At 61.0% G+C, this 26,630-nt stretch carries 8 protein-coding genes; 6 read left to right on the forward strand and 2 right to left on the reverse strand.

Annotation, left to right across the window (positions count from 1 at the left end):
• Window positions 1-210 precede the first annotated feature (210 nt).
• Together ACMGGG_RS23180 and ACMGGG_RS23185 are read left to right on the forward strand one after the other, a co-directional pair.
• The gene (locus tag ACMGGG_RS23180; protein WP_414154504.1) at window positions 211-19,461 is read left to right on the forward strand and encodes a retention module-containing protein; all 19,251 of its coding nucleotides are present in this window, start codon (window positions 211-213) and stop codon (window positions 19,459-19,461) included.
• A 159-nt stretch (window positions 19,462-19,620) separates the two neighbouring features.
• Window positions 19,621-19,962, forward strand: coding sequence for a hypothetical protein (locus ACMGGG_RS23185; RefSeq protein ID WP_054895500.1), 342 nt, complete (start codon window positions 19,621-19,623; stop codon window positions 19,960-19,962).
• 97 nt (window positions 19,963-20,059) lie between these two features.
• Here ACMGGG_RS23185 and lapD read toward each other — a convergent pair whose 3' ends face one another.
• Both lapD and lapG read right to left on the reverse strand, forming a co-directional pair.
• Window positions 20,060-22,006, reverse strand: coding sequence for a cyclic di-GMP receptor LapD (lapD, locus tag ACMGGG_RS23190; RefSeq protein WP_065862969.1), 1,947 nt, complete (start codon window positions 22,004-22,006; stop codon window positions 20,060-20,062).
• A 9-nt stretch (window positions 22,007-22,015) separates the two neighbouring features.
• Window positions 22,016-22,777, reverse strand: coding sequence for a cysteine protease LapG (lapG, locus tag ACMGGG_RS23195; RefSeq protein ID WP_172964801.1), 762 nt, complete (start codon window positions 22,775-22,777; stop codon window positions 22,016-22,018).
• 204 nt (window positions 22,778-22,981) lie between these two features.
• On the opposite strand from lapG, the gene ACMGGG_RS23200 reads away from it, so the two are divergent.
• The 4 genes from ACMGGG_RS23200 (at window position 22,982) to ACMGGG_RS23215 (ending at window position 26,626) form a co-directional block, all read left to right on the forward strand.
• Window positions 22,982-23,674, forward strand: a complete 693-nt coding sequence (locus ACMGGG_RS23200; RefSeq protein ID WP_112899477.1) for a GntR family transcriptional regulator — start codon at window positions 22,982-22,984, stop codon at window positions 23,672-23,674.
• 72 nt (window positions 23,675-23,746) lie between these two features.
• Window positions 23,747-24,331 carry a thioesterase II family protein gene (locus ACMGGG_RS23205; protein WP_063541784.1) on the forward strand — a complete coding sequence of 195 codons (585 nt, stop codon included), beginning with the start codon at window positions 23,747-23,749 and terminating at the stop codon, window positions 24,329-24,331.
• Window positions 24,332-24,923: 592 nt separating this feature from the next.
• A complete protein-coding gene (locus ACMGGG_RS23210) occupies window positions 24,924-25,700 on the forward strand; it encodes a DUF3050 domain-containing protein (protein WP_151926559.1) in 777 nt (258 codons plus the stop codon).
• Complete coding sequence (locus ACMGGG_RS23215) at window positions 25,697-26,626, forward strand: diiron oxygenase (RefSeq protein WP_414154505.1); 930 nt, start codon at window positions 25,697-25,699, stop codon at window positions 26,624-26,626. Before ACMGGG_RS23210 ends, ACMGGG_RS23215 begins: the two co-directional genes overlap by 4 nt.
• Window positions 26,627-26,630: the final 4 nt, after the last annotated feature.

Raw genomic sequence — 26,630 nt, forward strand, 5'->3', positions numbered from 1 at the left:
GAGGTTTTTACTCAAATATCAATGTGACATTAGTTTGCCAATTGTTTAGGATGGCGAGACGAAGGTCAATACTTTGGCATAAACTTAATAGCCGAAAATTATTGACAGAAATTTGACGAATAAAAGCGTCAAATCATTTCTGTAACATTCCAGCGGAAGCAGGTTCGCACGCCGACCGGAAGCCAATTGAGACACATCCCGGAGAGTTCCATGAGCACTGTCGTTGCCATCGTCAAAAGCATTGTTGGCCAAGTCATCGCAGTATCCCCGGAAGGCATCAAGCGCGTGCTGATCGAAGGCGATCGCCTGTTCGCAGGCGAGGAAGTCCTTACCGGCCCGGGCGGCGCCGTGACCCTGGAATTGGCCGACGGTCGCATGCTCGACCTGGGCCGCGACACTCAATGGAGCGCCGATGCGCCCGACAGCAGCACCGACCTGGCCCAGGCCACCGCGCAGGCCGCGCCCTCGGTCGAAGAGCTGCAACAGGCCATTGCCTCCGGTGTCGACCCGACCACCGAGCTGGAAGCGCCTGCTGCCGGCCCTGCTGCCGCAGGCGGCGGTTCGGTCGGTGGTGGTCACAGCTTCGTGCTGCTGGAAGAAACCGCAGGCGTGGTCGACCCGAGCATCGGGTTCCCCACCGGCCCCCTGGGCTTCGCCGCAGGCCTGGCAAACGAAGAAGTCGGTGGGCTGGATAGCAACAACGACACCACCACCAACAACAATCCCATTCCAACCGGCCTGAGCCTGAGCGCCACCCCTTCGATCAGCGAAGCGGGTGGCGTCATCGTCTATACCGCCACCGTCGGCCAGGCGCCGCAGAGCAACCTGACCGTCACCCTGTCCAACGGCGCGGTGATCGTGATCCCGGCTGGCCAGACCAGCGGCTCGGTCAACGTCAACATTCCGGCCAACGACACGCCTTACATCGATGGCGGCCAGATCTCCACCACCATTACCGGCACCACCGGCGGCAACGGCTTGGTCATTACCCCGAACCCGACCCCGGCGGTGACCCAGATCACCGACACCATCGACACCACCACCGCCACCTTGACCGCGACGCCAAGCGTCACCGAAGGCGGCGTGATCACCTACACCGTGACCCTGACCAACCCGGCACAGACGCCGGTCACCGTCACCCTGTCCAACGGCCAGACAATCACCGTCGAGGCTGGCAAGTCCAGCGGCTCGGTCGACTTCCAGACCCCGCCCAACGACGTCTACAACAACGGCAGCACGGTCAGCACCACCATCACCGGCGCCACCGGTGGCAACTTCGAGAACCTGGTGCCGAACCCGGCCCCGGCGCAGACCGTGATCAACGACTCGTTCGACACCACCACCGCCACCCTGACTGCTTCGCCAAGCGTCACCGAAGGCGGCGTGATCACCTATACCGTGACCTTGACCAACCCGGCACAGACGCCAGTCACCGTCACCCTGTCCAACGGCCAGACCGTCACCGTCGAAGCCGGCAAGACCAGTGGCTCGGTCGACTTCCAGACCCCGGCCAATGATGTCTTCGTCAATGGCAGCACGGTCAGCACCACTATTACCGGCACCACCGGCGGCAACTTCGAGAATCTGGTGCCGAACCCGACCCCGGCTCAGACCGTGGTCAGCGACAGCATCGACACTGTGACTGTCAGCATTGCCAGCAACGGTAACGTGACGGAAGCTCAGCAGCCGACCTTCACCGTTTCAGTCAGCCAGAAGCTCGACCACGACCTGACCGTGACCCTGAGCAATGGCGACAAGGTCACCATTGCTGCTGGCCAGACCCAGGCTACCTACAGCCTGCCGGCGCAGGGTGACGACGTATTCAAGGACGCAGGCTCCGTGACCTTGGGCGTGACCGACGCCAGCGTTCCGGGCAAGACTTTCGAGGATCTGAAGCTTGGCGGTCCGGCCACCGTCCAGATCAGCGATACCGAGAGCGAAGTCGTCGCGACCCTGACTGCCGACAAGACCACCGTGTCCGAAGGCGGCCAGATCACCTACACCGTCACCCTGACCAATGGTCAGGGCCTGGATGTCACTGGCCATGGCGGCCTGACCTTCACCCTTTCGGATGGCACCAAGGTCACCATTCCGGCGGGCAGTGCTACCGGTACGGTCACTATCACTGCTCCAGACGACGTTTATGTTGGCGGCCAGCCGTCGATCGTGAACAAGCTGGAAGGTGTTACTGGTGCGGATAACTTCGAGAAACTGACGCTGGGTGACGGCACCGTCACCACGACGGTGACTGACGAGCCGGGTACCGGTACTCCGGCCACCGGCAACGAAGGCGACAAGGTCTCCGTCACCATCGTCAGCAACGGCAACGTCACCGAAGACCAGCAGCCAAGCTTCACTGTCAAAGTGAACCAGCCGCTGGATCGTCCGCTGACTGTCACCTTGAGCAACGGCGACAAGGTAACCATCGCGGCGGGCCAGACTCAGGTCGAGTACAAGGCGCCAGCCCAGGGCGATGACGTCTTCAAGGATTCTGGCTCGCTCACCATTGGCGTGACCGATGCCAGTGTTCCGGGCAAAACCTTCGAAAACCTTGAGCTGGGAAGCTCCGCCACTGTTCAGATTGCTGACACCGAAAGTGAGGTTGTCGCCACACTGACTGCTGACAAAACCACTGTCAGCGAAGGCGGCGAGATCACTTACACCGTGACTCTGACCAACGCCCAGGGCCTGGACGTCAAAGGTCATGGCGGCCTGGTATTTACCCTTTCGGACGGCACAAAAGTCACCGTTCCGGCGGGCAGTGCTACCGGTACGGTCACTATCACTGCTCCAGACGACGTCTACGTTGGCGGCCAGCCGTCGATCGTGAACAAGCTGGAAGGTGTTACTGGCGCGGATAACTTCGAGAAACTGACGCTGGGTGACGGCACCGTCACCACGACGGTGACTGACGAGCCGGGTACCGGTACTCCGGGCACCGGCAACGAAGGCGACAAGGTTTCCGTCACCATCGTCAGCAATGGCAACGTCACCGAAGACCAGCAACCATCGTTCACTGTCAAAGTGAACCAGCCGCTGGATCGTCCGCTGACTGTCACCCTGAGCAATGGCGACAAAGTCACCATCGCTGCGGGTCAAACCCAAGTTGAGTACAAAGCCCCAGCTCAAGGCGATGACGTCTTCAAAGACTCGGGCTCCCTGACCGTTGGTATTGCCGACGCTTCCGTACCAGGCAAGACTTTCGAGAACCTGGAGCTCGGTGGTTCGGCAACCGTGCAGATCGCTGACACCGAAAGTGAGGTTGTCGCAACCCTGACTGCCGACAAGACCACTGTGTCCGAAGGCGGCGAGATCACCTATACCGTCACGCTGACCAACGCTCAGGGCTTGGACGTCAAAGGCCACAATGGGTTGGTCTTTACGCTTAGCGACGGCACCAAAGTTACCGTTCCAGCAGGCAGCGCCACTGGCACCATCACCATTCACGCTCCTGACGATGTCTACGTTGGCGGCCAACCTTCGATCGTCAACAAACTCGAAGGCGTTACGGGTGCAGATAACTTCGAGAAACTGACCCTCGGTGACGGTACCGTCACCACTACCGTGACCGACGAGCCGGGTACTGGCACTCCAGGCACCGGCAACGAAGGCGACAAGATTTCCGTCACCATCGTCAGCAACGGCAACGTCACCGAAGACCAGCAGCCAAGCTTCACTGTCAAAGTGAACCAGCCGCTGGATCGTCCGCTGACAGTCACTCTGAGCAACGGCGACAAAGTCACCATCGCCGCGGGCCAGACCCAAGTCGAGTACAAGGCTCCTGCTCAGGGCGACGACGTCTTCAAAGACTCGGGCTCTCTGACTGTCGGCATCACCGATGCCAGTGTTCCGGGCAAAACCTTCGAAAACCTCGAGCTCGGTGGTTCGGCCACTGTTCAGATTGCTGACACCGAAAGCGAAGTGATCGCGACCCTCACCGCCGACAAAACCACCGTCTCCGAAGGCGGTGAGATCACTTACACCGTTACTCTGACCAATGCCCAAGGCCTTGACGTCAAAGGCCACGGCGGTCTGACCTTCACTCTTTCGGATGGCACGAAAGTGACTGTTCCGGCTGGCAGCGCCACCGGGACCATCACCATCCACGCCCCTGATGACGTGTACGTCGGCGGCCAGCCAGCAATCGTCAACAAGCTGGAAGGTGTCACTGGCGCCGATAACTTCGAAAAACTGACTCTGGGTCAGGGCGAAGTGAAAACCGATGTCACCGATGAGCCAGGCACTGGCACTCCGGGTACTGGCAACGAGGGTGACAAGGTTTCCGTCACCATCGTCAGCAATGGCAATGTCACTGAAGATCAGCAGCCGTCGTTCACCGTGAAAGTGAACCAGCCGCTGGATCGTCCGCTGACTGTCACCTTGAGCAATGGCGACAAAGTCACCATCGCTGCGGGCCAGACTCAGGTCGAGTACAAGGCGCCAGCCCAGGGCGATGACGTCTTCAAAGACTCGGGCTCTCTGACTGTCGGCATCACCGATGCCAGTGTTCCGGGCAAAACCTTCGAAAATCTCGAGCTGGGAAGCTCCGCCACTGTTGAGATTGCTGACACCGAAAGTGAGGTTGTCGCCACCCTGACTGCTGACAAAACCACTGTCAGCGAAGGCGGCGAGATCACTTACACCGTTACCCTGACCAATGCTCAGGGCTTGGACGTCAAAGGCCACAATGGGTTGGTCTTTACGCTTAGCGACGGCACCAAAGTCACAGTTCCAGCAGGCAGCGCCACTGGCACCATCACCATTAACGCTCCTGACGACGTCTACGTTGGCGGTCAGCCAAGCATCGTGAACAAGCTGGAAGGTGTAACTGGCGCCGATAACTTCGAGAAGCTGACGCTGGGTGACGGCACCGTCACCACGACGGTGACTGACGAGCCGGGTACCGGTACTCCGGGCACCGGCAACGAAGGCGACAAGGTTTCCGTCACCATCGTCAGCAACGGCAATGTCACCGAAGATCAACAGCCGTCGTTCACCGTGAAGGTGAATCAGATTCTGGATCGTCCGCTGACTGTCACCCTGAGCAATGGCGACAAGGTCACCATCGCTGCGGGTCAGACTCAGGTCGAGTACAAAGCTCCAGCTCAGGGCGATGACGTCTTCAAAGACTCGGGCTCCCTGACCGTTGGTATTTCCGACGCTTCCGTACCAGGCAAGACTTTCGAAAACCTGGAGCTCGGCGGCTCGGCTACCGTTCAGATCGCTGACACTGAAAGTGAAGTCGTCGCGACCCTGACGGCTGATAAAACTACCGTGTCCGAAGGCGGCGAGATCACTTACACCGTCACCCTGACCAATGCCCAGGGCCTGGATGTCAAAGGCCACGGCGGCCTGACCTTCACTCTTTCGGATGGCACCAAGGTGACCGTTCCGGCTGGCAGCGCCACCGGTACCATCACCATCCATGCGCCGGACGACGTATATGTTGGCGGTCAGCCAAGCATCGTGAACAAGCTGGAAGGTGTTACCGGCGCCGATAACTTCGAGAAGCTGACCCTCGGCGACAACACCGTCACCACCACCGTGACTGACGAGCCAGGCACTGGTACTCCAGGCACCGGTAACGAAGGCGACAAGGTCTCCGTCACCATCGTCAGCAACGGCAATGTCACCGAAGATCAGCAACCGTCGTTCACCGTCAAAGTGAACCAACCGCTGGATCGTCCGCTGACCGTGACCTTGAGCAATGGCGACAAAGTCACCATCGCTGCGGGTCAGACCCAAGTTGAGTACAAAGCCCCAGCTCAAGGCGATGACGTCTTCAAAGACTCGGGCTCTCTGACTGTCGGCATCACCGATGCCAGTGTTCCGGGCAAAACCTTCGAAAACCTCGAGCTCGGTGGTTCGGCCACTGTTCAGATTGCTGACACCGAAAGCGAAGTGATCGCGACCCTCACCGCCGACAAGACCACCGTCTCCGAAGGCGGTGAGATCACTTACACCGTTACTCTGACCAATGCCCAAGGCCTGGACGTCAAAGGCCACGGCGGTCTGACCTTCACTCTGTCGGATGGCACGAAAGTGACTGTTCCGGCTGGCAGCGCCACCGGCACCATCACCATCCATGCGCCGGACGACGTCTACGTTGGCGGTCAGCCATCGATCGTCAACAAGCTGGAGTCCGTCACTGGCGCCGATAACTTCGAGAAGCTGACCCTCGGCGACAACTCCGTCACCACCACAGTGACAGACGAACCAGGTACTGGCACTCCGGGCACCGGCAACGAAGGCGACAAGGTTTCCGTCACCATCGTCAGCAATGGCAACGTCACCGAAGACCAGCAGCCAAGCTTCACCGTCAAAGTGAATCAGCCACTGGATCGTCCGCTGACCGTTACCCTGAGCAATGGCGACAAGGTCACCATCGCTGCGGGTCAGACTCAGGTCGAGTACAAAGCTCCAGCTCAGGGCGATGACGTCTTCAAAGACTCGGGCTCCCTGACCGTTGGTATTTCCGACGCTTCCGTACCAGGCAAGACCTTCGAGAACCTGGAGCTCGGCAGCTCGGCCACCGTGCAGATCGCTGACACCGAAAGTGAGGTTGTCGCAACCCTGACCGCCGACAAGACCACCGTGTCCGAAGGTGGCGAGATTACCTATACCGTTACGCTGACCAATGGTCAGGGCCTGGATGTTACGGGCCATGGCGGCCTGACCTTCACCCTTTCGGATGGCACCAAGGTCACCATTCCGGCGGGCAGTGCTACCGGTACGGTCACTATCACTGCTCCAGACGACGTTTATGTTGGCGGCCAGCCGTCGATCGTGAACAAGCTGGAAGGTGTTACTGGCGCGGATAACTTCGAGAAACTGACGCTGGGTGACGGCACCGTCACCACGACGGTTACTGACGAGCCGGGTACCGGTACTCCGGGCACCGGCAACGAAGGCGACAAGGTTTCCGTCACCATCGTCAGCAACGGCAATGTCACCGAAGATCAGCAGCCGTCGTTCACCGTGAAGGTGAACCAGATTCTGGATCGCCCGCTAACCGTTACCCTGAGCAATGGCGACAAGGTCACCATCGCTGCAGGCCAGACCCAGGTCGAGTACAAGGCGCCAGCCCAAGGTGATGACGTCTTCAAAGATTCCGGTTCTCTGACTGTTGGCATCACCGATGCCACCGTTCCGGGCAAGACCTTCGAGAACCTGGAACTGGGTGGCTCGGCGACCGTTCAAATCGCCGATACCGAAAGCGAAGTCATCGCGACCCTGACTGCCGACAAGACCACCGTGTCCGAAGGTGGCGAGATTACTTATACCGTTACTCTGACCAACGCCCAGGGCCTGGACGTCAAAGGTCATAGCGGTCTGACCTTCACTCTTTCGGATGGCACCAAGGTGACCGTTCCGGCTGGCAGCGCCACCGGTACAATCACCATCCACGCCCCTGATGACGTGTACGTCGGCGGCCAGCCTTCGATCGTCAACAAACTCGAAGGCGTGACTGGCGCAGATAACTTCGAGAAGCTGACCCTCGGCGACAACACCGTCACCACCACAGTGACAGACGAGCCAGGCACTGGTACTCCGGGCACCGGCAACGAAGGCGACAAGGTCTCCGTCACCATCGTCAGCAATGGCAACGTCACCGAAGACCAGCAGCCGTCGTTCACTGTCAAAGTGAACCAGCCGCTGGATCGTCCGCTGACTGTCACCTTGAGCAACGGCGACAAGGTCACCATCGCGGCGGGCCAGACCCAGGTCGATTACAAGGCGCCAGCGCAGGGCGATGACGTCTTCAAGGATTCTGGTTCGCTCACCGTTGGTATCAGCGACGCCAGTGTTCCAGGTAAGACCTTCGAGAACCTGGAGCTCGGCGGCTCGGCCACTGTTCAAATCGCTGACACCGAAAGTGAAGTCATCGCGACCCTGACTGCCGACAAGACTACTGTCAGCGAAGGCGGCGAGATCACTTACACCGTGACCCTGACCAACGCCCAAGGCCTGGACGTCAAAGGTCATGGCGGCCTGGTATTTACCCTGTCGGACGGCACCAAAGTCACCGTTCCGGCTGGCAGCGCCACCGGTACCATCACCATCCATGCGCCGGACGACGTATATGTTGGCGGTCAGCCAAGCATCGTGAACAAGCTGGAAGGTGTTACCGGCGCAGATAACTTCGAGAAGCTGACCCTCGGCGACAACACCGTCACCACCACAGTGACAGACGAGCCAGGCACTGGTACTCCGGGCACCGGCAACGAAGGCGACAAGGTCTCCGTCACCATCGTCAGCAATGGCAACGTCACCGAAGACCAGCAGCCGTCGTTCACTGTCAAAGTGAACCAGCCGCTGGATCGTCCGCTGACTGTCACCTTGAGCAACGGCGACAAGGTCACCATCGCGGCGGGCCAGACCCAGGTCGAGTACAAGGCGCCAGCGCAGGGCGATGACGTCTTCAAGGATTCTGGTTCGCTCACCGTTGGTATCAGCGACGCCAGTGTTCCAGGTAAGACCTTCGAGAACCTGGAGCTCGGCGGCTCGGCCACTGTTCAAATCGCTGACACCGAAAGTGAAGTCATCGCGACCCTGACTGCCGACAAGACTACTGTCAGCGAAGGCGGCGAGATCACTTACACCGTGACCCTGACCAACGCCCAAGGCCTGGACGTCAAAGGTCATGGCGGCCTGGTATTTACCCTTTCGGACGGCACCAAAGTCACCGTTCCAGCAGGCAGCGCCACTGGCACCATCACCATTCATGCTCCAGACGATGTGTACGTTGGCGGCCAGCCTTCGATCGTCAACAAACTCGAAGGCGTGACTGGCGCAGATAACTTCGAGAAGCTGACCCTCGGCGACAACACCGTCACCACCACCGTGACGGACGAGCCAGGCACTGGTACCCCTGGCACCGGCAACGAAGGCGACAAGGTCTCCGTCACCATCGTCAGCAATGGCAACGTCACCGAAGATCAGCAGCCGTCGTTCACCGTGAAGGTGAACCAGATTCTGGATCGCCCGCTGACCGTCACCCTGAGCAATGGTGACAAAGTCACCATCGCTGCGGGTCAGACCCAGGTCGAGTACAAGGCGCCAGCCCAGGGCGATGACGTGTTCAAAGACTCGGGCTCGCTCACCGTTGGGATCAGCGACGCCAGTGTTCCAGGCAAGACCTTCGAAAACCTGGAACTGGGTGGTTCGGCCACCGTGCAGATCGCTGACACCATCAGCGAAGTAGTCGCTACCCTCAGCGCCGACAAGACCACCGTCAGCGAAGGCGGCCAGGTCACTTACACCGTCACCCTGACGAACGCACAGGGCCTGTCGGTCACCGGCCACAACGGCCTGGTGTTCACCCTGAGCGATGGCACCAAAGTCACCGTGCCTGCCGGCAGCGCCACTGGCACCTTCACCATCACCGCCAAGGACGACGTCTATGTCGGCGGCCAGCCGAACATCGTCAACAAGATCGAATCGGTTACCGGTGGTGATAACTTCGAGAAGCTGACCCTCGGCGACAACACCGTCACCACCACAGTGACGGACGAGCCAGGCACTGGTACTCCTGGCACCGGCAACGAAGGCGACAAGGTCTCCGTCACCATCGTCAGTAATGGCAACGTCACCGAAGACCAGCAGCCGTCGTTCACTGTCAAAGTGAACCAGCCGCTGGATCGTCCGCTGACCGTTACCCTGAGCAATGGCGACAAGGTCACCATCGCTGCAGGCCAGACCCAGGTCGAGTACAAGGCGCCAGCCCAAGGCGATGACGTCTTCAAAGACTCAGGCTCTCTGACTGTCGGCATCACCGATGCCAGCGTTCCGGGCAAGACCTTCGAGAATCTGGAACTGGGTGGCTCGGCCACCGTTCAGATTGCTGACACCGAAAGCGAAGTGATCGCGACCCTCACCGCCGACAAGTCCACCGTCAGCGAGGGCGGCGAGATCACCTATACCGTCACCCTGACTAACGCCCAAGGCCTGGACGTCAAAGGCCACGGCGGTCTGACCTTCACTCTGTCGGATGGCACGAAAGTGACTGTTCCGGCTGGCAGCGCCACCGGCACCATCACCATCCATGCGCCGGACGACGTCTACGTTGGCGGTCAGCCAGCGATCGTGAACAAGCTGGAGTCCGTCACTGGCGCCGATAACTTCGAAAAACTGACTCTGGGTCAGGGCGAAGTGAAAACCGACGTCACCGATGAGCCAGGCACTGGTACTCCGGGCACTGGCAACGAGGGTGACAAGGTTTCCGTCACCATCGTCAGCAATGGCAACGTCACCGAAGACCAGCAGCCGTCGTTCACCGTGAAAGTGAACCAGCCGCTGGATCGTCCGCTGACTGTCACCTTGAGCAACGGCGACAAGGTCACCATCGCGGCAGGTCAGACTCAGGTCGAGTACAAGGCACCAGCCCAGGGCGATGACGTCTTCAAGGATTCTGGTTCGCTCACCGTTGGCATCAGCGACGCTACCGTTCCAGGTAAAACCTTCGAAAACCTCGAGCTCGGTGGTTCGGCCACTGTTCAGATCGCTGATACCGAAAGTGAAGTCATCGCGACCCTCACCGCCGACAAGACCACCGTGTCCGAAGGTGGCGAGATTACCTATACCGTTACTCTGACCAACGCCCAGGGCCTGGACGTCAAAGGTCATGGCGGTTTGGTCTTCACGCTCAGCGACGGCACAAAAGTCACCGTTCCGGCTGGCAGCGCCACCGGGACTATCACCATCCATGCGCCGGACGACGTCTACGTTGGCGGTCAGCCATCGATCGTGAACAAGCTGGAATCCGTCACTGGCGCAGATAACTTCGAGAAACTGACGTTGGGTCAGGGCGAAGTGAAAACCGATGTCACCGATGAACCGGGCACCGGCACTCCTGGCAACGGCAACGAAGGCGACAAGGTCTCCGTCACCATCGTCAGTAATGGCAACGTCACCGAAGACCAGCAGCCGTCGTTCACCGTGAAAGTGAACCAGCCGCTGGATCGTCCGCTGACCGTTACCCTGAGCAATGGCGACAAGGTCACCATCGCTGCAGGCCAGACCCAGGTCGAGTACAAGGCACCGGCACAAGGCGATGACGTCTTCAAGGATTCCGGTTCGCTCACCGTTGGCATCAGCGACGCCACCGTACCGGGCAAGACTTTCGAGAACCTCGAACTGGGTGGTTCGGCCACCGTGCAGATCGCCGACACCATCAGCGAAGTAGTCGCTACTCTCAGCGCCGACAAGACCACCGTCAGCGAAGGCGGCCAGGTCACCTACACCGTCACCCTGACGAACGCCCAAGGTCTGTCTGTCACCGGCCATGGCGGTCTGGTATTCACCCTGAGCGATGGCACCAAGGTTACCGTTCCGGCGGGTAGTGCTACTGGCACCTTCACCATCACCGCCAAGGACGACGTCTATGTCGGCGGCCAGCCGAACATCGTCAACAAGATCGAGTCCGTCACCGGCGGCGACAACTTCGAGAAGCTGACCCTCGGCGACAACACCGTCACTACTACGGTGACAGACGAGCCAGGCACTGGCACTCCGGGTACTGGCAACGAGGGCGACAAGGTTTCCGTCACCATCGTCAGCAACGGCAATGTCACTGAAGATCAGCAGCCGTCGTTCACCGTGAAGGTGAACCAGATTCTGGATCGCCCGCTGACCGTCACTCTGAGTAATGGCGACAAGGTCACCATCGCTGCAGGCCAGACCCAGGTCGAGTACAAGGCGCCAGCCCAGGGCGATGACGTCTTCAAGGATTCTGGTTCGCTCACCGTTGGGATCAGCGACGCCAGTGTTCCAGGCAAGACCTTCGAAAACCTGGAACTGGGTGGTTCGGCCACCGTACAGATCGCCGATACCGAAAGCGAAGTCATCGCGACCCTGAGTGCCGACAAAACTACTGTCAGCGAAGGCGGCGAGATCACCTATACCGTTACGCTGACCAACGCCCAGGGCCTGGACGTCAAAGGCCACAATGGTCTGGTCTTTACGCTCTCGGACGGCACCAAAGTCACCGTTCCAGCGGGCAGCGCCACCGGAACCATCACCATCCATGCGCCGGATGACGTATACGTTGGCGGCCAGCCAGCGATCGTCAACAAGCTGGAAGGCGTCACTGGCGCTGACAACTTCGAGAAGCTGACCTTGGGTCAGAACGAAGTGAAGACGAGCGTCACCGACGAACCAGGTACCGGCACCCCAGGCACCGGCAACGAAGGCGACAAGGTTTCGGTCACCATCGTCAGCAATGGCAATGTCACTGAGGATCAGCAACCGTCGTTCACCGTCAAAGTGAATCAGCCGCTGGATCGTCCGCTCACCGTCACCCTGAGCAATGGCGACAAGGTCACCATCGCCGCGGGTCAGACCCAGGTGGAATACAAGGCACCAGCTCAGGGCGATGACGTCTTCAAAGACTCGGGCTCCCTGACTGTGGGCATCACCGATGCCACCGTACCGGGCAAAACCTTCGAGAACCTGGAACTGGGTGGCTCGGCCACCGTACAGATCGCCGACACCATCAGCGAAGTCGTCGCGACCCTGTCCGCAGACAAGGCCACCGTCAGTGAAGGTGGCCAAGTCACCTACACCGTCACGCTGACCAACGCCCAGGGCCTGTCGGTCACCGGCCACAATGGCCTGGTGTTCACCCTCAGCGACGGCACGAAAGTGACCGTTCCGGCTGGCAGCGCCACCGGCACCTTCACCATCACCGCCAAGGACGACGTCTATGTCGGCGGCCAGCCGAACATCGTCAACAAGATCGAGTCCGTCACCGGCGGCGACAACTTCGAGAAGCTGACCCTCGGCAGCAATACCGTCACCACCTCTGTCACCGACGAACCCGGCACCGGCACGCCGGGCTCCGGCAACCAGGGCGACAAGGTCTCGGTCACCATCGTCAGCAACGGCGATGTGAACGAAGCACAACAGCCAAGCTTCACCGTGAAAGTCAGCCAGATCCTGGATCGCCCGCTGACCGTCACCCTGAGCAACGGCGACAAAGTCACCATTGCTGCAGGCCAGACCCAGGTCGAGTACAAGGCGCCAGCTCAGGGCGATGACGTCTTCAAGGACGCAGGCTCGCTCACCGTCGGCATCACCGATGCCACCGTTCCAGGCAAGACCTTCGAGAACCTGGAGCTCGGCGGTTCGGCCACCGTGCAGATCAGCGACACCATCACCGAGGTGTTCGCCAACCTGTCCGTGGACAAGAGCACCGTCGCCGAAGGCGGCCAGGTCACCTATACCGTGACCTTGGTCAGCCCGCCGGCCTTCCCGGTCATTGCCCACGGAGGTCTGGTATTCACCCTGAGCGACGGCACCACGATCACCGTGGCAGCCGGCCAGAAGACCGGCTCGATTACCGTCACCGCCAAGGATGACGTGTACGTTGGCGGCCAGCCTTCGCTGGTCAACAAGCTGGAGTCGGTCACCGGCGCAGACAACTTCGAGAAACTGACCCTCGGCAGCAATACCGTCACCACCACCGTTACCGACGAACCTGGCGTGGGCACGCCGGGCTCGGGTAACCAGGGCGACAAGGTCTCGGTCACCATCGTCAGCAATGGCAATGTCACTGAAGATCAGCAACCGTCGTTCACCGTCAAAGTGAACCAGCCGCTGGATCGTCCGCTCACCGTCACCTTGAGCAATGGCGACAAGGTCACCATCGCTGCGGGTCAGACCCAGGTGGAATACAAGGCACCAGCTCAGGGCGATGACGTCTTCAAAGACTCGGGCTCCCTGACTGTGGGCATCACCGATGCCACCGTTCCGGGCAAGACCTTCGAGAACCTCGAGCTGGGTGGCTCGGCCACCGTGCAGATCACCGACACCATCAGCGAAGTCGTCGCGACGCTGTCCGCCGACAAAACCACCGTCACCGAAGGCGGCCAGGTGACCTACACCGTCACGCTGACCAACGCCCAGGGCCTGTCGGTCACTGGCCATAGCGGCCTGGTATTCACCCTCAGCGACGGCACCAAGGTCACCGTGCCGGCGGGCAGCGCCACTGGCACCTTCACCATCACCGCGAAGGACGACGTCTACGTCGGCGGCCAGCCGAACATCGTCAACAAGATCGAGTCCGTCACCGGTGGCGACAACTTCGAGAAGCTGACCCTCGGCAGCAACACCGTCACTACCACCGTTACCGACGAACCTGGCGTGGGCACGCCGGGCTCGGGTAACCAAGGCGACAAGGTCTCGGTCACCATCGTCAGCAATGGCAACGTCACCGAAGACCAGCAACCGTCGTTCACCGTCAAAGTGAACCAGCCGCTGGATCGTCCGCTCACCGTCACTCTGAGCAATGGCGACAAGGTCACCATTGCCGCGGGCCAGACTCAGGTCGAGTACAAGGCGCCAGCGCAAGGCGACGATGTCTTCAAGGATTCCGGTTCGCTCACCGTTGGCATCAGCGACGCAACCGTTCCAGGCAAGACATTCGAGAATCTTGAGCTCGGTGGCTCCGCCACCGTGCAGATCACGGACACCATCAGCGAAGTCATTGCAACGCTGTCCGCTGACAAGACCACCGTCACCGAAGGCGGCCAGGTGACCTACACCGTCACCCTGACCAACGCCCAGGGCCTTTCGGTTACCGGCCATGGCGGCCTGGTGTTCACCCTGAGCGATGGCACCAAGGTCACCGTGCCGGCGGGCAGCGCCACTGGCACCTTCACCATCACCGCCAAGGACGACGTCTACGTCGGCGGCCAGCCGAACATCGTCAACAAGATCGAATCGGTTACCGGTGGTGATAACTTCGAGAAGCTGACCCTCGGCAGCAACACCGTCACTACCACCGTTACCGACGAACCTGGCGTGGGCACGCCGGGCTCGGGTAACCAAGGCGACAAGGTCTCGGTCACCATCGTCAGCAATGGCAACGTCACCGAAGACCAGCAACCGTCGTTCACCGTCAAAGTGAACCAGCCGCTTGATCGTCCGCTCACCGTCACCTTGAGCAATGGCGACAAAGTCACCATCGCCGCGGGCCAGACCCAGGTCGAGTATAAGGCTCCAGCTCAGGGCGATGACGTCTTCAAGGACTCGGGCTCCCTGACCGTCGGCATTTCCGATGCCACCGTACCAGGCAAAACCTTCGAGAACCTGGAACTGGGTGGCTCGGCCACCGTACATATCGCCGACACCATCAGTGAAGTAGTCGCTACCCTGTCCGCCGACAAAACCACAGTCAGTGAAGGTGGCCAAGTCACCTACACCGTCACGCTGACCAACGCCCAGGGCCTGTCGGTCACCGGCCACAACGGCCTGGTCTTCACCCTGAGCGATGGCACCAAGGTCACCGTGCCTGCTGGCAGCGCTACTGGCACCTTCACCATCACCGCCAAGGACGACGTCTATGTCGGCGGCCAGCCGAACATCGTCAACAAGATCGAATCGGTTACCGGTGGTGATAACTTCGAGAAGCTGACCCTCGGCAGCAATACTGTCACCACCTCTGTCACCGACGAACCTGGCGTGGGCACGCCGGGCTCCGGCAACCAGGGCGACAAGGTCTCGGTCACCATCGTCAGCAATGGCAACGTCACCGAAGACCAGCAACCGTCGTTCACCGTCAAAGTGAACCAGCCGCTGGACCGTCCGCTCACCGTCACCCTGAGCAATGGCGACAAGGTCACCATCGCCGCGGGTCAGACCCAGGTGGAATACAAGGCACCAGCCCAGGGCGATGATGTCTTCAAAGACTCGGGCTCCCTGACCGTGGGCATCAGCGACGCCACCGTTCCGGGCAAGACCTTCGAGAACCTGGAACTGGGTGGCTCGGCCACCGTACAGATCGCCGACACCATCAGCGAAGTCGTCGCGACCCTGTCCGCCGACAAGACCACCGTCACCGAAGGCGGCCAGGTGACCTACACCGTCACCCTGACCAATACCCAGGGCCTGTCGGTTACCGGCCACAACGGCCTGGTGTTCACCCTCAGCGACGGCACAAAAGTGACCGTTCCGGCTGGCAGCGCCACCGGTACCTTCACCATCACCGCCAAGGATGACGTCTATGTCGGCGGCCAGGCACCGATCGTCAACAAGATCGAATCGGTCACCGGCGGCGACAACTTCGAGAAGCTGACCCTCGGCAGCAACACCGTCACCACCACCGTCACCGACGAGCCGAGCGGCCAGGGCGACCTGACCACCGTGGGCATCAGCGGCGACACTTCGGTGACCGAAGGCGACACCGCGCACTACATCCTGACCCTGACCAATCCGTCCAAGACCGAGGTCACCGTCACCCTGAGCTACAGTGGCACCGCCACCAACGGCCAGGACTACACCGGTGTGGTCACCGTGAAGATTCCGGCCGGCGCCAGCACCGCCAACTTCGACATCAAGACCATTGACGACCAGCTCGTCGAAGGCTCGGAAAACTTCACCATCCAGATCAGCGGTGTCAGCGGCGGCGGCTTCGAAAACCTGCAGGTCAACCCGAGCAAGTCGAGCGTCACCACCACGATCATCGACAATGACCACATGCCGGTATCGCCAGGCGGCGCCGTCACCGGCACCGAAGACACCGACTACGTGTTCCAGTGGGGCGATTTCAAGGTCACCGACGCCGATGGCGACACTGGCCTCGGCGTGACGATCAGCAAGCTGCCGGATCTGGGCAACCTGAAGTTCTTCAACGGCACTTCGTGGGTCGACGTGTCGCTCAACCAGACCATCAGCCAGGCCGACATCGCCGCCGGCAAGCTCAAGTTCGTTCCGCTGGCCAACCAGTCGGGCGTCGACGGTTACGGTGGCAGCGGCGTGGGCAACAAGCAGGCCGACTACGCGCAGATCAAGTACAAGCCCAACGACGGCACCAACACCGGCAGCGAAGTGACCATGAAGGTCGACATCGCGCCGGTCGCCGACAGGCCTGACCTGTCGATCGGCAACAACAACGTCAACTCGATCGGCCTGACCAAGGAAACCTGGAACAGCCTCAACGGCCTGGGCAACAACGGTAACGGCATCACCGGCGACCAACTCAAGAGCGTGTTCGCCAACTCCGGCAACGCGAACAAGAGCGAGCAGGTCACGACCGTCGACACCACCGCCACCGTGACCCCGGGCACCGGCTCGAAGACCTCCGGCCTGATCTATCTGGAAGCCGGCAAAACCTACACCTTCAGCGGCACGGCCGACGACAGCCTGCAAATCGTCATTGGTGGCAAGAACGTCGCCAGCGGCACCTGGGGCAACGCCAGCGGCGCGATCACCGGCAGCTACACCCCGACCACCAGCGGCTATTACACCCTGGAGATCTACAACGCCAACCAGGCCGGCCCTGGCAGCCTGGACATCAACATCAAGGTGGGCAACGGCGCGGTCACCGACCTGAACAGCTCGACCATCCCGATGTACCCGAACCTAGGCTCCATGACCAATGCAGGCCTGACGGTCTCCGACCTGCACGGCAGCAACGGCCAAGGCTACTACGAAGGCTACAAGCTCAACGAAGGCCGCGAGAATGGCGCGCCGGTCAAGCTGGTGGGCATCAGCACCAACCTGACCGATACCGACGGCTCGGAAACCCTGAGCGTCAAGCTCAGCGGCATCCCGGCAGGTTCGGTGATCAGCGACAACGCAGGCCACAGCTTCACCGTCGGCAGCAGCGCGGTGGATGTCACCGGCTGGAACCTGGGCAGCCTGGCAATCAAGCCACCGGCCTACTACAGTGGCCAGTTCGACGTGAAGGTCAGCTCGACCTCCAGCGAAAGCGTTGGCGGCAGCACCGCGACCAACGAGGGCACCATCAAGGTCACGGTGTACCCGCAGACCTACAACACCAGCAACCTGACCTCCGAAGGCGACAACTTTGCCGGTACCGATGGCAACGATATCGTCGTCGCCGACGTGGTCGGCCTGCACGTGGTGCCAGGTCAGAACTACAACATCGCCTTCATCGTCGACACCTCGGGCAGCATGGGCTCGTCTGGCGTGGATGCGGCGAAGAAGTCGCTGGAGTCGGTATTCAAGACCCTGGCCGCCAGCGTCAAGGGCGACCAGTCCGGTACCGTGAACATCCTGCTCGTAGACTTCGCCAGCCAAGTGAAATCCACGGTCTCGGTGACCCTCAACGATGCCGGCCTGCAGACCCTGCTCAACGCCCTGAAGACGCTGAACGCCAACGGCGGCACCAACTACGAGGACGCCTTCAAGACCACCGCCAACTGGTTCCAGAACCTCCAGAATGCTGGCAACACCGGCAGCAACCAGACGTTCTTCGTCACCGACGGCAAGCCGACCTACTACCAGACCAGCGAGCGCGGCAACCCGACCCTGGGCAGCACCAGCACCACGCTGGACAGCTTCCTGACTGCGAACAACTGGAAGCCAGGCAATACGATTTCCACGTACCTGAACAACACCAACTACATAACCATCGACAGCACCGGCAAGCTGACCGTCCAGACCTACTCCTGGGGCGGCTGGACCGTGACCACCAGCGGCGATGTACGTGCTGAAGGTAACGGTGGCTATGAGCTGTCCTCCCGCGCCGGTAACGGCTCCGATACCACGACCGCGACCCTGAACGACTCGACCGCCGCCTTCAAGCTGCTGTCGGGGCTGTCGCAGGTCGAGGCCATCGGCCTGAACAGCGATATCAACGCCAATGACCTCAAGCCGTTCGACACCGATGGCAAGCCACAGACCAACATCGACCCGAGCAAGCTGGCCGAGGCCATCCTTGGTCACACCGAGGTCACCCAGCCAGGTAACGACACGGTCAACGGCGGTGATGGCAACGACATCATCTTCGGTGACCTGGTCACCTTCGACTCGGTCGCAGGTACCGGTGTCGATGCGATTCGCGGCTATGTCGCCAACAAGCTGGGCCTCGATGCGGGCGATGTAGATGGGCGGGCGATGCACAAGTACATCACCGAGCACTACACCGAGTTCGATGTATCGCGCAGCAACGATGGCAACGACACGCTGATGGGCGGCGATGGTGACGACATCATCTTCGGCCAGGGTGGCGACGACTACATCGACGGTGGTCGTGGCAACGACATCCTGCTCGGCGGCACCGGCAACGACACCCTGCTGGGCGGTGAAGGCAACGACATCCTCATCGGTGGTGCCGGCAACGACGTGCTGATCGGTGGCAAGGGCGATGACATCCTCATCGGTGGCACCGGTGCCGACACCTTCGTGTGGAAGGCCGGCGACCTGGGCAACGATGTGATCAAGGACTTCAAGGCCAGTGAGGGCGACCGCCTCGATCTGCGCGACCTGCTGCAGGGCGAGAAGGCCAGCACCATCGACAACTTCCTGAAGATCACCACCGTGAACGGTGAGTCGACCTTGCAGGTCAGCACCGAGGGCAAGCTCAATGCCGCCGGTGGCCTGGCCAACGCGGATGTGTCGATCAAGCTCGAGGGTGTGAACTGGTCGAACACCACGATCAACTCGTTGATCAGTGGCGCCGACCCGACCATCAAGATCGACAACTCCAACAGCTGATGCCCACGCCCCTGACGGCCCTCACTGGCCGCCAGGGGCTCGGCGCTTTCCTGCCGTCGCCTCACGGCGCATACTCGCTTGCCGGGCCCGGCAGGCCTGTTGAACTTTGCCTATGCTGCTGACAACCAAGAAGGAATCATCGTGACGAGGGTCGATGCCATGTTCTACGTGCAACGCGACGCCAACGGCCAGTTGCTGCGGGTAGAAGCAGCTGCCTTTGCCGAGTACACCGAAGCGCTGCCGGCCGACCATGCCGAAATTCAGGAATGGTTCGCCGATGACGTCGTGGAGAACAGTCTCAAGCAGCTCAAACAGAGCGATCTGGACATGATCCGTGTGCTCGAGGACCTGATCGAGGTGTTGACCGCCAAGGGCGTGTTCAGCATCACCGACCTGCCTCCCGGCGCCCAAGCAAAACTGCTCAACCGCTCCACCGCGCGCAAGGCGCTGGGAAGCCTGAACAACCTGATCGAAGAAGATGAAGAAGGCGGGTTGATCTGAAGAGTTGCTTACACCGCGCTGCTCGTTTCGCGGGTGAGTCGGGGTGCCGATCTACCCGCGAAAGAGCGGCACACCTTTTCGGATCGCAACACCGTCCTTATTTCCAGGGCGCAGGCTCGCCCACCAACTGCCCCTGAATCCCCTGCACACCCATCTCGCGCAACACCTGCAGCTCGCCTTCGGTCTCGACGCGCTCAGCAATCAACGGCAGGTCGATGCTGTGCGCCGCCCCCTGGATCGCTTCGATGAACAGCCGCTTGTGCCGCTCCTGGTCGATGCTGCGGATATAACCGCCATCGATCTTCAGGTACGCCAAGCCCAGGTGAGCCAGGTTGCCGATCATGCTGAAGCGCCCGCCGAAGCGCTGCAGCGCCAGGCCGAAGCCGAGCTTGTGCAAATGGCGGGTCAGTTTTTCCAGCTGTGCCTGTTCTGGCAGTTGCTCCTCGCCGATCTCGAAGGTCAACCTCGGCCCCAATGCCGCATGCTGCCCCAGCAGTTCGTAGACTCGCTGCAATGCCTTGGCATCGGCCAGGGTGGCGGCAGACAGGTTCAGCGCCAGCGACTCACCATGCTGCTGCAGATGCCGCAACACCTTCTCCAGCACCAGCAGGTCGAGCCGTGGCATCCAGCCGAAACGCTCGAGCCACGGCAGGAAGCGCCCTGCGACAAGCGCCTCGTCCTGTCCGTCGTACAGGCGCGAAATCACTTTGTAGTGCAGGACTCGCTCTGGCGCATGGCAGTCCACCACGGGCTGGAAGAACAGTTGGAACTGCCCCTTGTCCAGAGCCTGGTCAAGACGTGAATGCCAGGCGTGATGGCTGTCGGCAGCCTGGGCAGCAGCGCCCTGCTCCAGGCAGACCCAGCCTGGCTCCGGTTGGCTCTCGGCCCGTGCCAGCGCCTCGTCAGCCAGCTTCAACAGGGCTTGCGGTGCGTCCCCAGGGCTGAACGGCGCCAATCCGATACACGCCACCGGGTCGACATCGCTGGCACCTGTCACATGCAGGCTCTGCAAGGTCGCCTCGAGGGCCTGTGCCAGTTGCACCGCCTCTTCATGCACCATGCCCGGTGCCAGAACAGCAAACTCGCCACCGCGGCTGCGGGTGATCAGGTCCTTGGTTTCCGGGTAGCTGGCACATGTGCGCCGCAGCTGCTCGCCCACCGCCTGCAACAACTGGTCGGTGCGCTGACCACCCAGGCGGGCGTTGAGGCCGGCCAGGTCCTGCACCCGCAGCAACAGCAGATAACCGGCTCGAGCCTCTTCGAGGTTGCTGACACGCGTGTTCAACTGCATTTCGAAGTAGCGCCGGTTGGCCAGCCCGGTGAGGCTGTCCTGGTACGACTCGCTGCGCAGCTTTTCACTGCGCTCGGCCTGTTCGGTGAACAGTGCCTTGAGCTTCTCGACCATCTGGTTCATCGCCTGCACCACCCGACGCAGCTCTGGCGTGCGCGGCAGCTCAGGCAGGCTGAGGAACTCACGGCGGGCGATCGCGTGGGACTGCGCCACCATGTAGTCCAGCGGCCGCAGTTGGCGGCGCAGCAGCAGTGCACCCAGCACCGCACTCACCACGCCGCACAGCAGCAACCAGCCCAGGCTGCCCAGGGCACTCTGCCAGAGCTTGGCCAGGGCGAACATCGGGTGGCTGATGACCTCGACCCGCGCGGCCTGCTGCCATCCCCGGCTGACAATGGCATCGCCGCCGGCCGGCTCAAGCCCGATCAGGCCGATGAACCACCCTGGTACCCCGTTGCTGTCCGGCTCGGCATGACGCTCGACCAGGACGGCGTTGGAGTCCAGGTCGATGACCTTGATGCTCGAGTAATAACCACTGTCGAAGATCGAGCTGACCATCAGCTCGACCATTGCCGGATCATCGATGTTGGGTGTGAGCGACAAGGCCAGCGCCGTCGCCGCGTCCTGGGCGTGGGAGCGCAGCTGGTTGACGTACTGGCTGCGCGAACTCTCCAGGCTGACCATGAAGCTGCCACTGAAGGCGATGGCCAGGAGCAGGCATATGGCAAGCAACAATTGTTTGAACAGTGACATCTGTGCTCCTCAATAAACCGGTTCGGCCGGGAACCCTTCGGCCTGCATTTTCTTCAGCACGTCCTGCCAGCGTGACAGGCGCTTGGTGTCGCCGACCTTCTTGTTGCCGCCGGCGCCGGTCAGCCACAAACCCTCGCCATTGAAGGCATAGACCGGCAGCAGGTCGTTGCGCTGGCTGGCCGGCTTGATCGCGTCCATCAGGCTGTCCAGCACCAGCGGCTGGGCCTGTGGGCTTGAATAATAGGTCAGGACCATGTGCGCCCGGTTCAGGCGCAACGCCTTGACGTAGGTGATGCGCAGTTTTTCGGCGGGCACCCCCATGCGGCGCAAGCTGAAATACTTGGCGATGGCGTAGTCCTCGCAGTCGCCGGCGCCCTTGATCAGCGACTGGACCGGCGTGGCCCAGTAATCGACTTCATGCCACAGGTCGATGTCCTCGACATAACGCAGCTGCTTGTTGAAGAACAGATTGACGACCTGCAGTTTGTCCAGCTCGCTGCCTTGGTTCTGCGTGGCCATCAGGTTCTGCCAGGCGTCGATACGCCCCTGCCCTGGGCCAAGCGGACCGTACAGCTGTTGCGCGCGACGGCTGATCTGGGCGAAATCCCAATCCGCATGCAGGCCGCCCAGCAGCAGGCAGCCAAGCAGTACGGCAAGGCCGAGGCGACGCACGGCCAAATTGAGCATTCCAGGTATCGCCACTGCGAACACCCATCCAGACCAGTCGAAAGCAGCGATGGTGCGGCTTGCCGGGGGAAAAGACAATGGCACCTTACAATCACGGTGCACTTGAAAAAGCGTAGGAGGTTACGATCATCGAGCCAGGAAAAGTCCGACTTCCTTTGCTCGATGACTTCATTCACGATAGCCGCACTCCATCGGCCGCAGGCGTCCGTCACCGCGGTTTGACAAGCCATCACCCCGCTGGCTAGGGTTATTGGATCCAATCATCGCAATCATCGAGGCAGACTCCGCGTGGCCGAGAAAACCAGATTCCTCAGCTCCGTGCTGGGTAACGAGCAGGTGCCAGCACACCTGGCCCGCAGCGTGATCGAAGAGCGTCTGCGCAGCGCCATTGTCGATGGCCGGCTGCCTCCTGGCACTGCCTTGCGCCAGCAGGAGCTCGCTGGCCTGTTCGGGGTCAGCCGCATGCCGGTACGCGAGGCGCTGCGCCAGCTCGAGGCGCAATCACTGCTCAAGGTGGTGATGCACAAGGGCGCCGTGGTCGCACCGCTGATCGACGAGGATGCCGTCGACACCTACGGCCTGCGCGTTCTGCTCGAGACAGAAGCGCTGCGCCAGTCGATTCCCCACCTGGACGCAAGCGACATCGCCCTCGCCCGCAGCTATATCCAGCAACTGGAAAACGAGACGCGCCACGCCGAGATCGGACGCCTCAACCGCCTGTTCCACATGACGCTGTACAGCAAGGCGCACAACCACAAGTTGCTGCGCATGATCGAGATCGAACTCAACGAAGAGGAGCGTTTCCTGCGCTTCCACCTGTCGTCGATGGGCCTGGGAAAGCTGACTCAGGACGACCATATCGCACTGGTGGACGCGGCCAGCGACAAGTTGGTCGACCAGGCCATCGACGTGCTGGAAAGGCACCTCAATACGGCATCCCGCACCATCAGGAACTACCTGAACAGCCAAGCCGCCAGGTGAATCACCCGCTGACACAGCCACAAGCCGTGTCAGCCATGAAGCTCCGTTACCGAACGGAGCGAAGGACAGACAGTGCACGTCCAGAAACCATCGGTAACCGAGCACTCCGGGCAACCCCCGAGAACCCGTCTCATCTGCCTTGCCTGCAGCCAGGAGCACCTGGGGCAATACCGCGCCTGGTCCCATGCCCTGAGCGACCATATCGAACTGGTAGCGGTGGATGTCAGACGCCATGCCGAATGCAGCCCGTGTAATCCGCTGCAAGGCCCCTCCGCCCTCGCCCGAACCGTGGCCAAGTACCTGCATCCGTACCTTGAAGGGCCCCATGCCCTTTTTGGTCAGCGCCTGGGCGCCCACATGGCGTTCGAGCTTGCCCAACTCGCGGAACGCGAATACCCCGAGCAGACCCGCCATTTGTTTGTTTCCAGCTGTGACAGCCCAAGGGTCGCCGAGCCTGCTGCCAGCGCGAATGCCATACGGATACCGGTGACGGTGCTCTACCCACCTGGAACACTCCCCGAAATGCTTGGCTGGCACGCCTTCATCCGGCGCGAACTGGAGCTCATCGAGCTGCCCGAGCACAGCGTCGACAAGTCATATCAAGACCAAAGACTCGTCAGAATCTTCAACACGCATCTTGGCTTGCTGGGCTTCTAAGCACGCAACTCCCCCTCTTGAGGTCCTTGTTTCCCCCGATACGCTGCCGATGACCATGGCAGCGCGAGTCGTTTGAGCCCACTCTAGTCGCGCTGCGACTGCTGATCGTCCATCCCGGGCCCGGTCGTATGCCTTCCATTTACCCGCAGAAGGAGCCCGACACCGGGGCAAGGGCCGCGTGGCGATCAGCCGCCCCTCAACAGTGGAATATCCTCGCACTCCCATTCACCAGTGCTTCGAGTGAGGCATTCACTCAACTTCGTTTTCTGATGATTAATTATCGGAAGGGGCCTGTCTTGCCAAAATAAAACATTCAAAAATGTTTTATTCGGATCACTATTAATGAAATTTTTTAAATATTAAAAATATTTCAAAAACCATTTGCGACAAACTTTAATGTTGTTCTAACTTTTATATCGCCGGCACCCACCACGGCTTGACTCCACACAAGCCAGATGAATCAAGGGGCGGCCATTATCCCTGAGACTGTTCAGCCATCGAGTATATGTCGAGGCCCGCGTTCGCCCGATGTATTTCAGAGGCTGCAACTTATCGGGAAAACATGCCAACTTTCGCACAATGGATATTACTCATGAGCACATTGAAGCGCACACTTGCCAGTCATAAAGCCACGCTCGCACGACATCCACTCTTTTCAGAAATCGACACCGTTGAAACCTTGCAACGCTTCATGGAAACCCATGTTTTCGCGGTGTGGGACTTCATGTCGCTGACCAAGCGCCTGCAACGGGAACTGACCTGCGTAAGCCTGCCCTGGCTTCCACCTGCAGACCCCGCCGCTGCCCGGCTGATCAACGAGATCGTGCTCGGCGAAGAGTCTGATGACTGCCCGCAGCACGGCCACTACAGCCACTTCGAACTGTACCTGGACGCCATGCGCGAGGTCGGTGCCAGCACCCAGGCCATCGAACGCTTCGTCCACCTGCAACAACAGGGGCTCGACTACGCCACCGCCCTGCAGCGATGTGGCGCCAGCGAGGCAGCCAGGCACTTCGTCGTCGACACACTGGACGTGGCACTCAACGCGCCTGCCCATCGCGTGGCAGCCGCCTTCCTGCATGGCCGCGAAAGTGTCATTCCGGCGATGTTCCAGCAGATCCTCGACGAGTGGGGCATCGGCCAGGCGCAGGCCCCGACCTTCCGCTATTACCTGCAGCGCCACATCGAGGTCGACGCCGAAGATCACGGCCCGGCCGCCGAAGCGCTGCTGGCGCGCCTGGTGAACGATGACCCGCAACGTCAGCACGAGGTGTACGAAGCCGCCATCGCCGCTGTCCAGAGCCGCACCGCGTTGTGGGACCGTCTGCGCGCCTCGCTGCAGGTAGCCGCCAGCGAGGTCACGCCATGAATGCGCTCGAATACCGCTCCTTCGCCGACGCATGGGAGGAGCGTGCCACCATCCGCACCCGCCCGCGGCGTCGGATCGAGGACGACCAGCGGCTGATCTACCCGCTCAGCCGCCAACCATTGGTGCAAAGCGCTACCTTCCAACGGGCTTGCCCACACCTGCGTGATTTCGTGCTGGTGCAGAGCCTCTACAAGTTCATCAACGACGTGGTGATCTTCGAGACCGAGATCGTCGACCGCACGGCCCGGCGGATTGCCAAGGACCGCTTCACCGTGCGTTTTCCCTTCGCCTGTCGCTACGACGCAATGACCGTGGTGGTCGACGAGGACTACCACGCGCTGGTGGCCATGGACTTCCTGCAGCAGACCATCGCCCTGACCGGCCTTGAGCCGATCGCCCTGCCTGCCGAGATCGAACTCAGCCGTGCGATCCCCTCTGCACTGGCACAGGTGCCAGAAGCGCTGCGGGACGCCCTTGAGCTGATCTGCGTCGGCATCGCCGAAAACACCCTGACCGACGATGTCGCCGCCTTTGCCCGCGATGACACGGTCAAGCCTTCGGTGAAGGGGCTGATGGCCGATCACCTGCTCGACGAGGGTCGGCATTCGAGCTTCTGGGCGCGTCTGACGCGGATCTATTGGCAAGGCGCGCCGGAGGTCGATCGCCAGATGATCGCCCAGGTGCTGCCCGTGTTCCTGGGCCAGTACCTGACCAACGACATCCAGCAGGCCTTCGACTTCAACCTGATCGAGGCGTTGCCAGTCAACGAAACACTGCGCCAGTCGCTGCGCGAAGAAGTGCTCGGCCTGGCCTATCCGATCAACCACCAGCATCCGTTGCTGGGCAACATCCTGCGCTTCTTCCGCAGCAGCTCGATGCTCGAGTCGCCTTGCGTGCAGGAAGCCCTGCGCGGCTACCTGCCCTGAGGAG

This window comes from Pseudomonas sp. BNK-44-b, from assembly GCF_047456245.1.
Lineage (GTDB): Bacteria > Pseudomonadota > Gammaproteobacteria > Pseudomonadales > Pseudomonadaceae > Aquipseudomonas > Aquipseudomonas machongensis.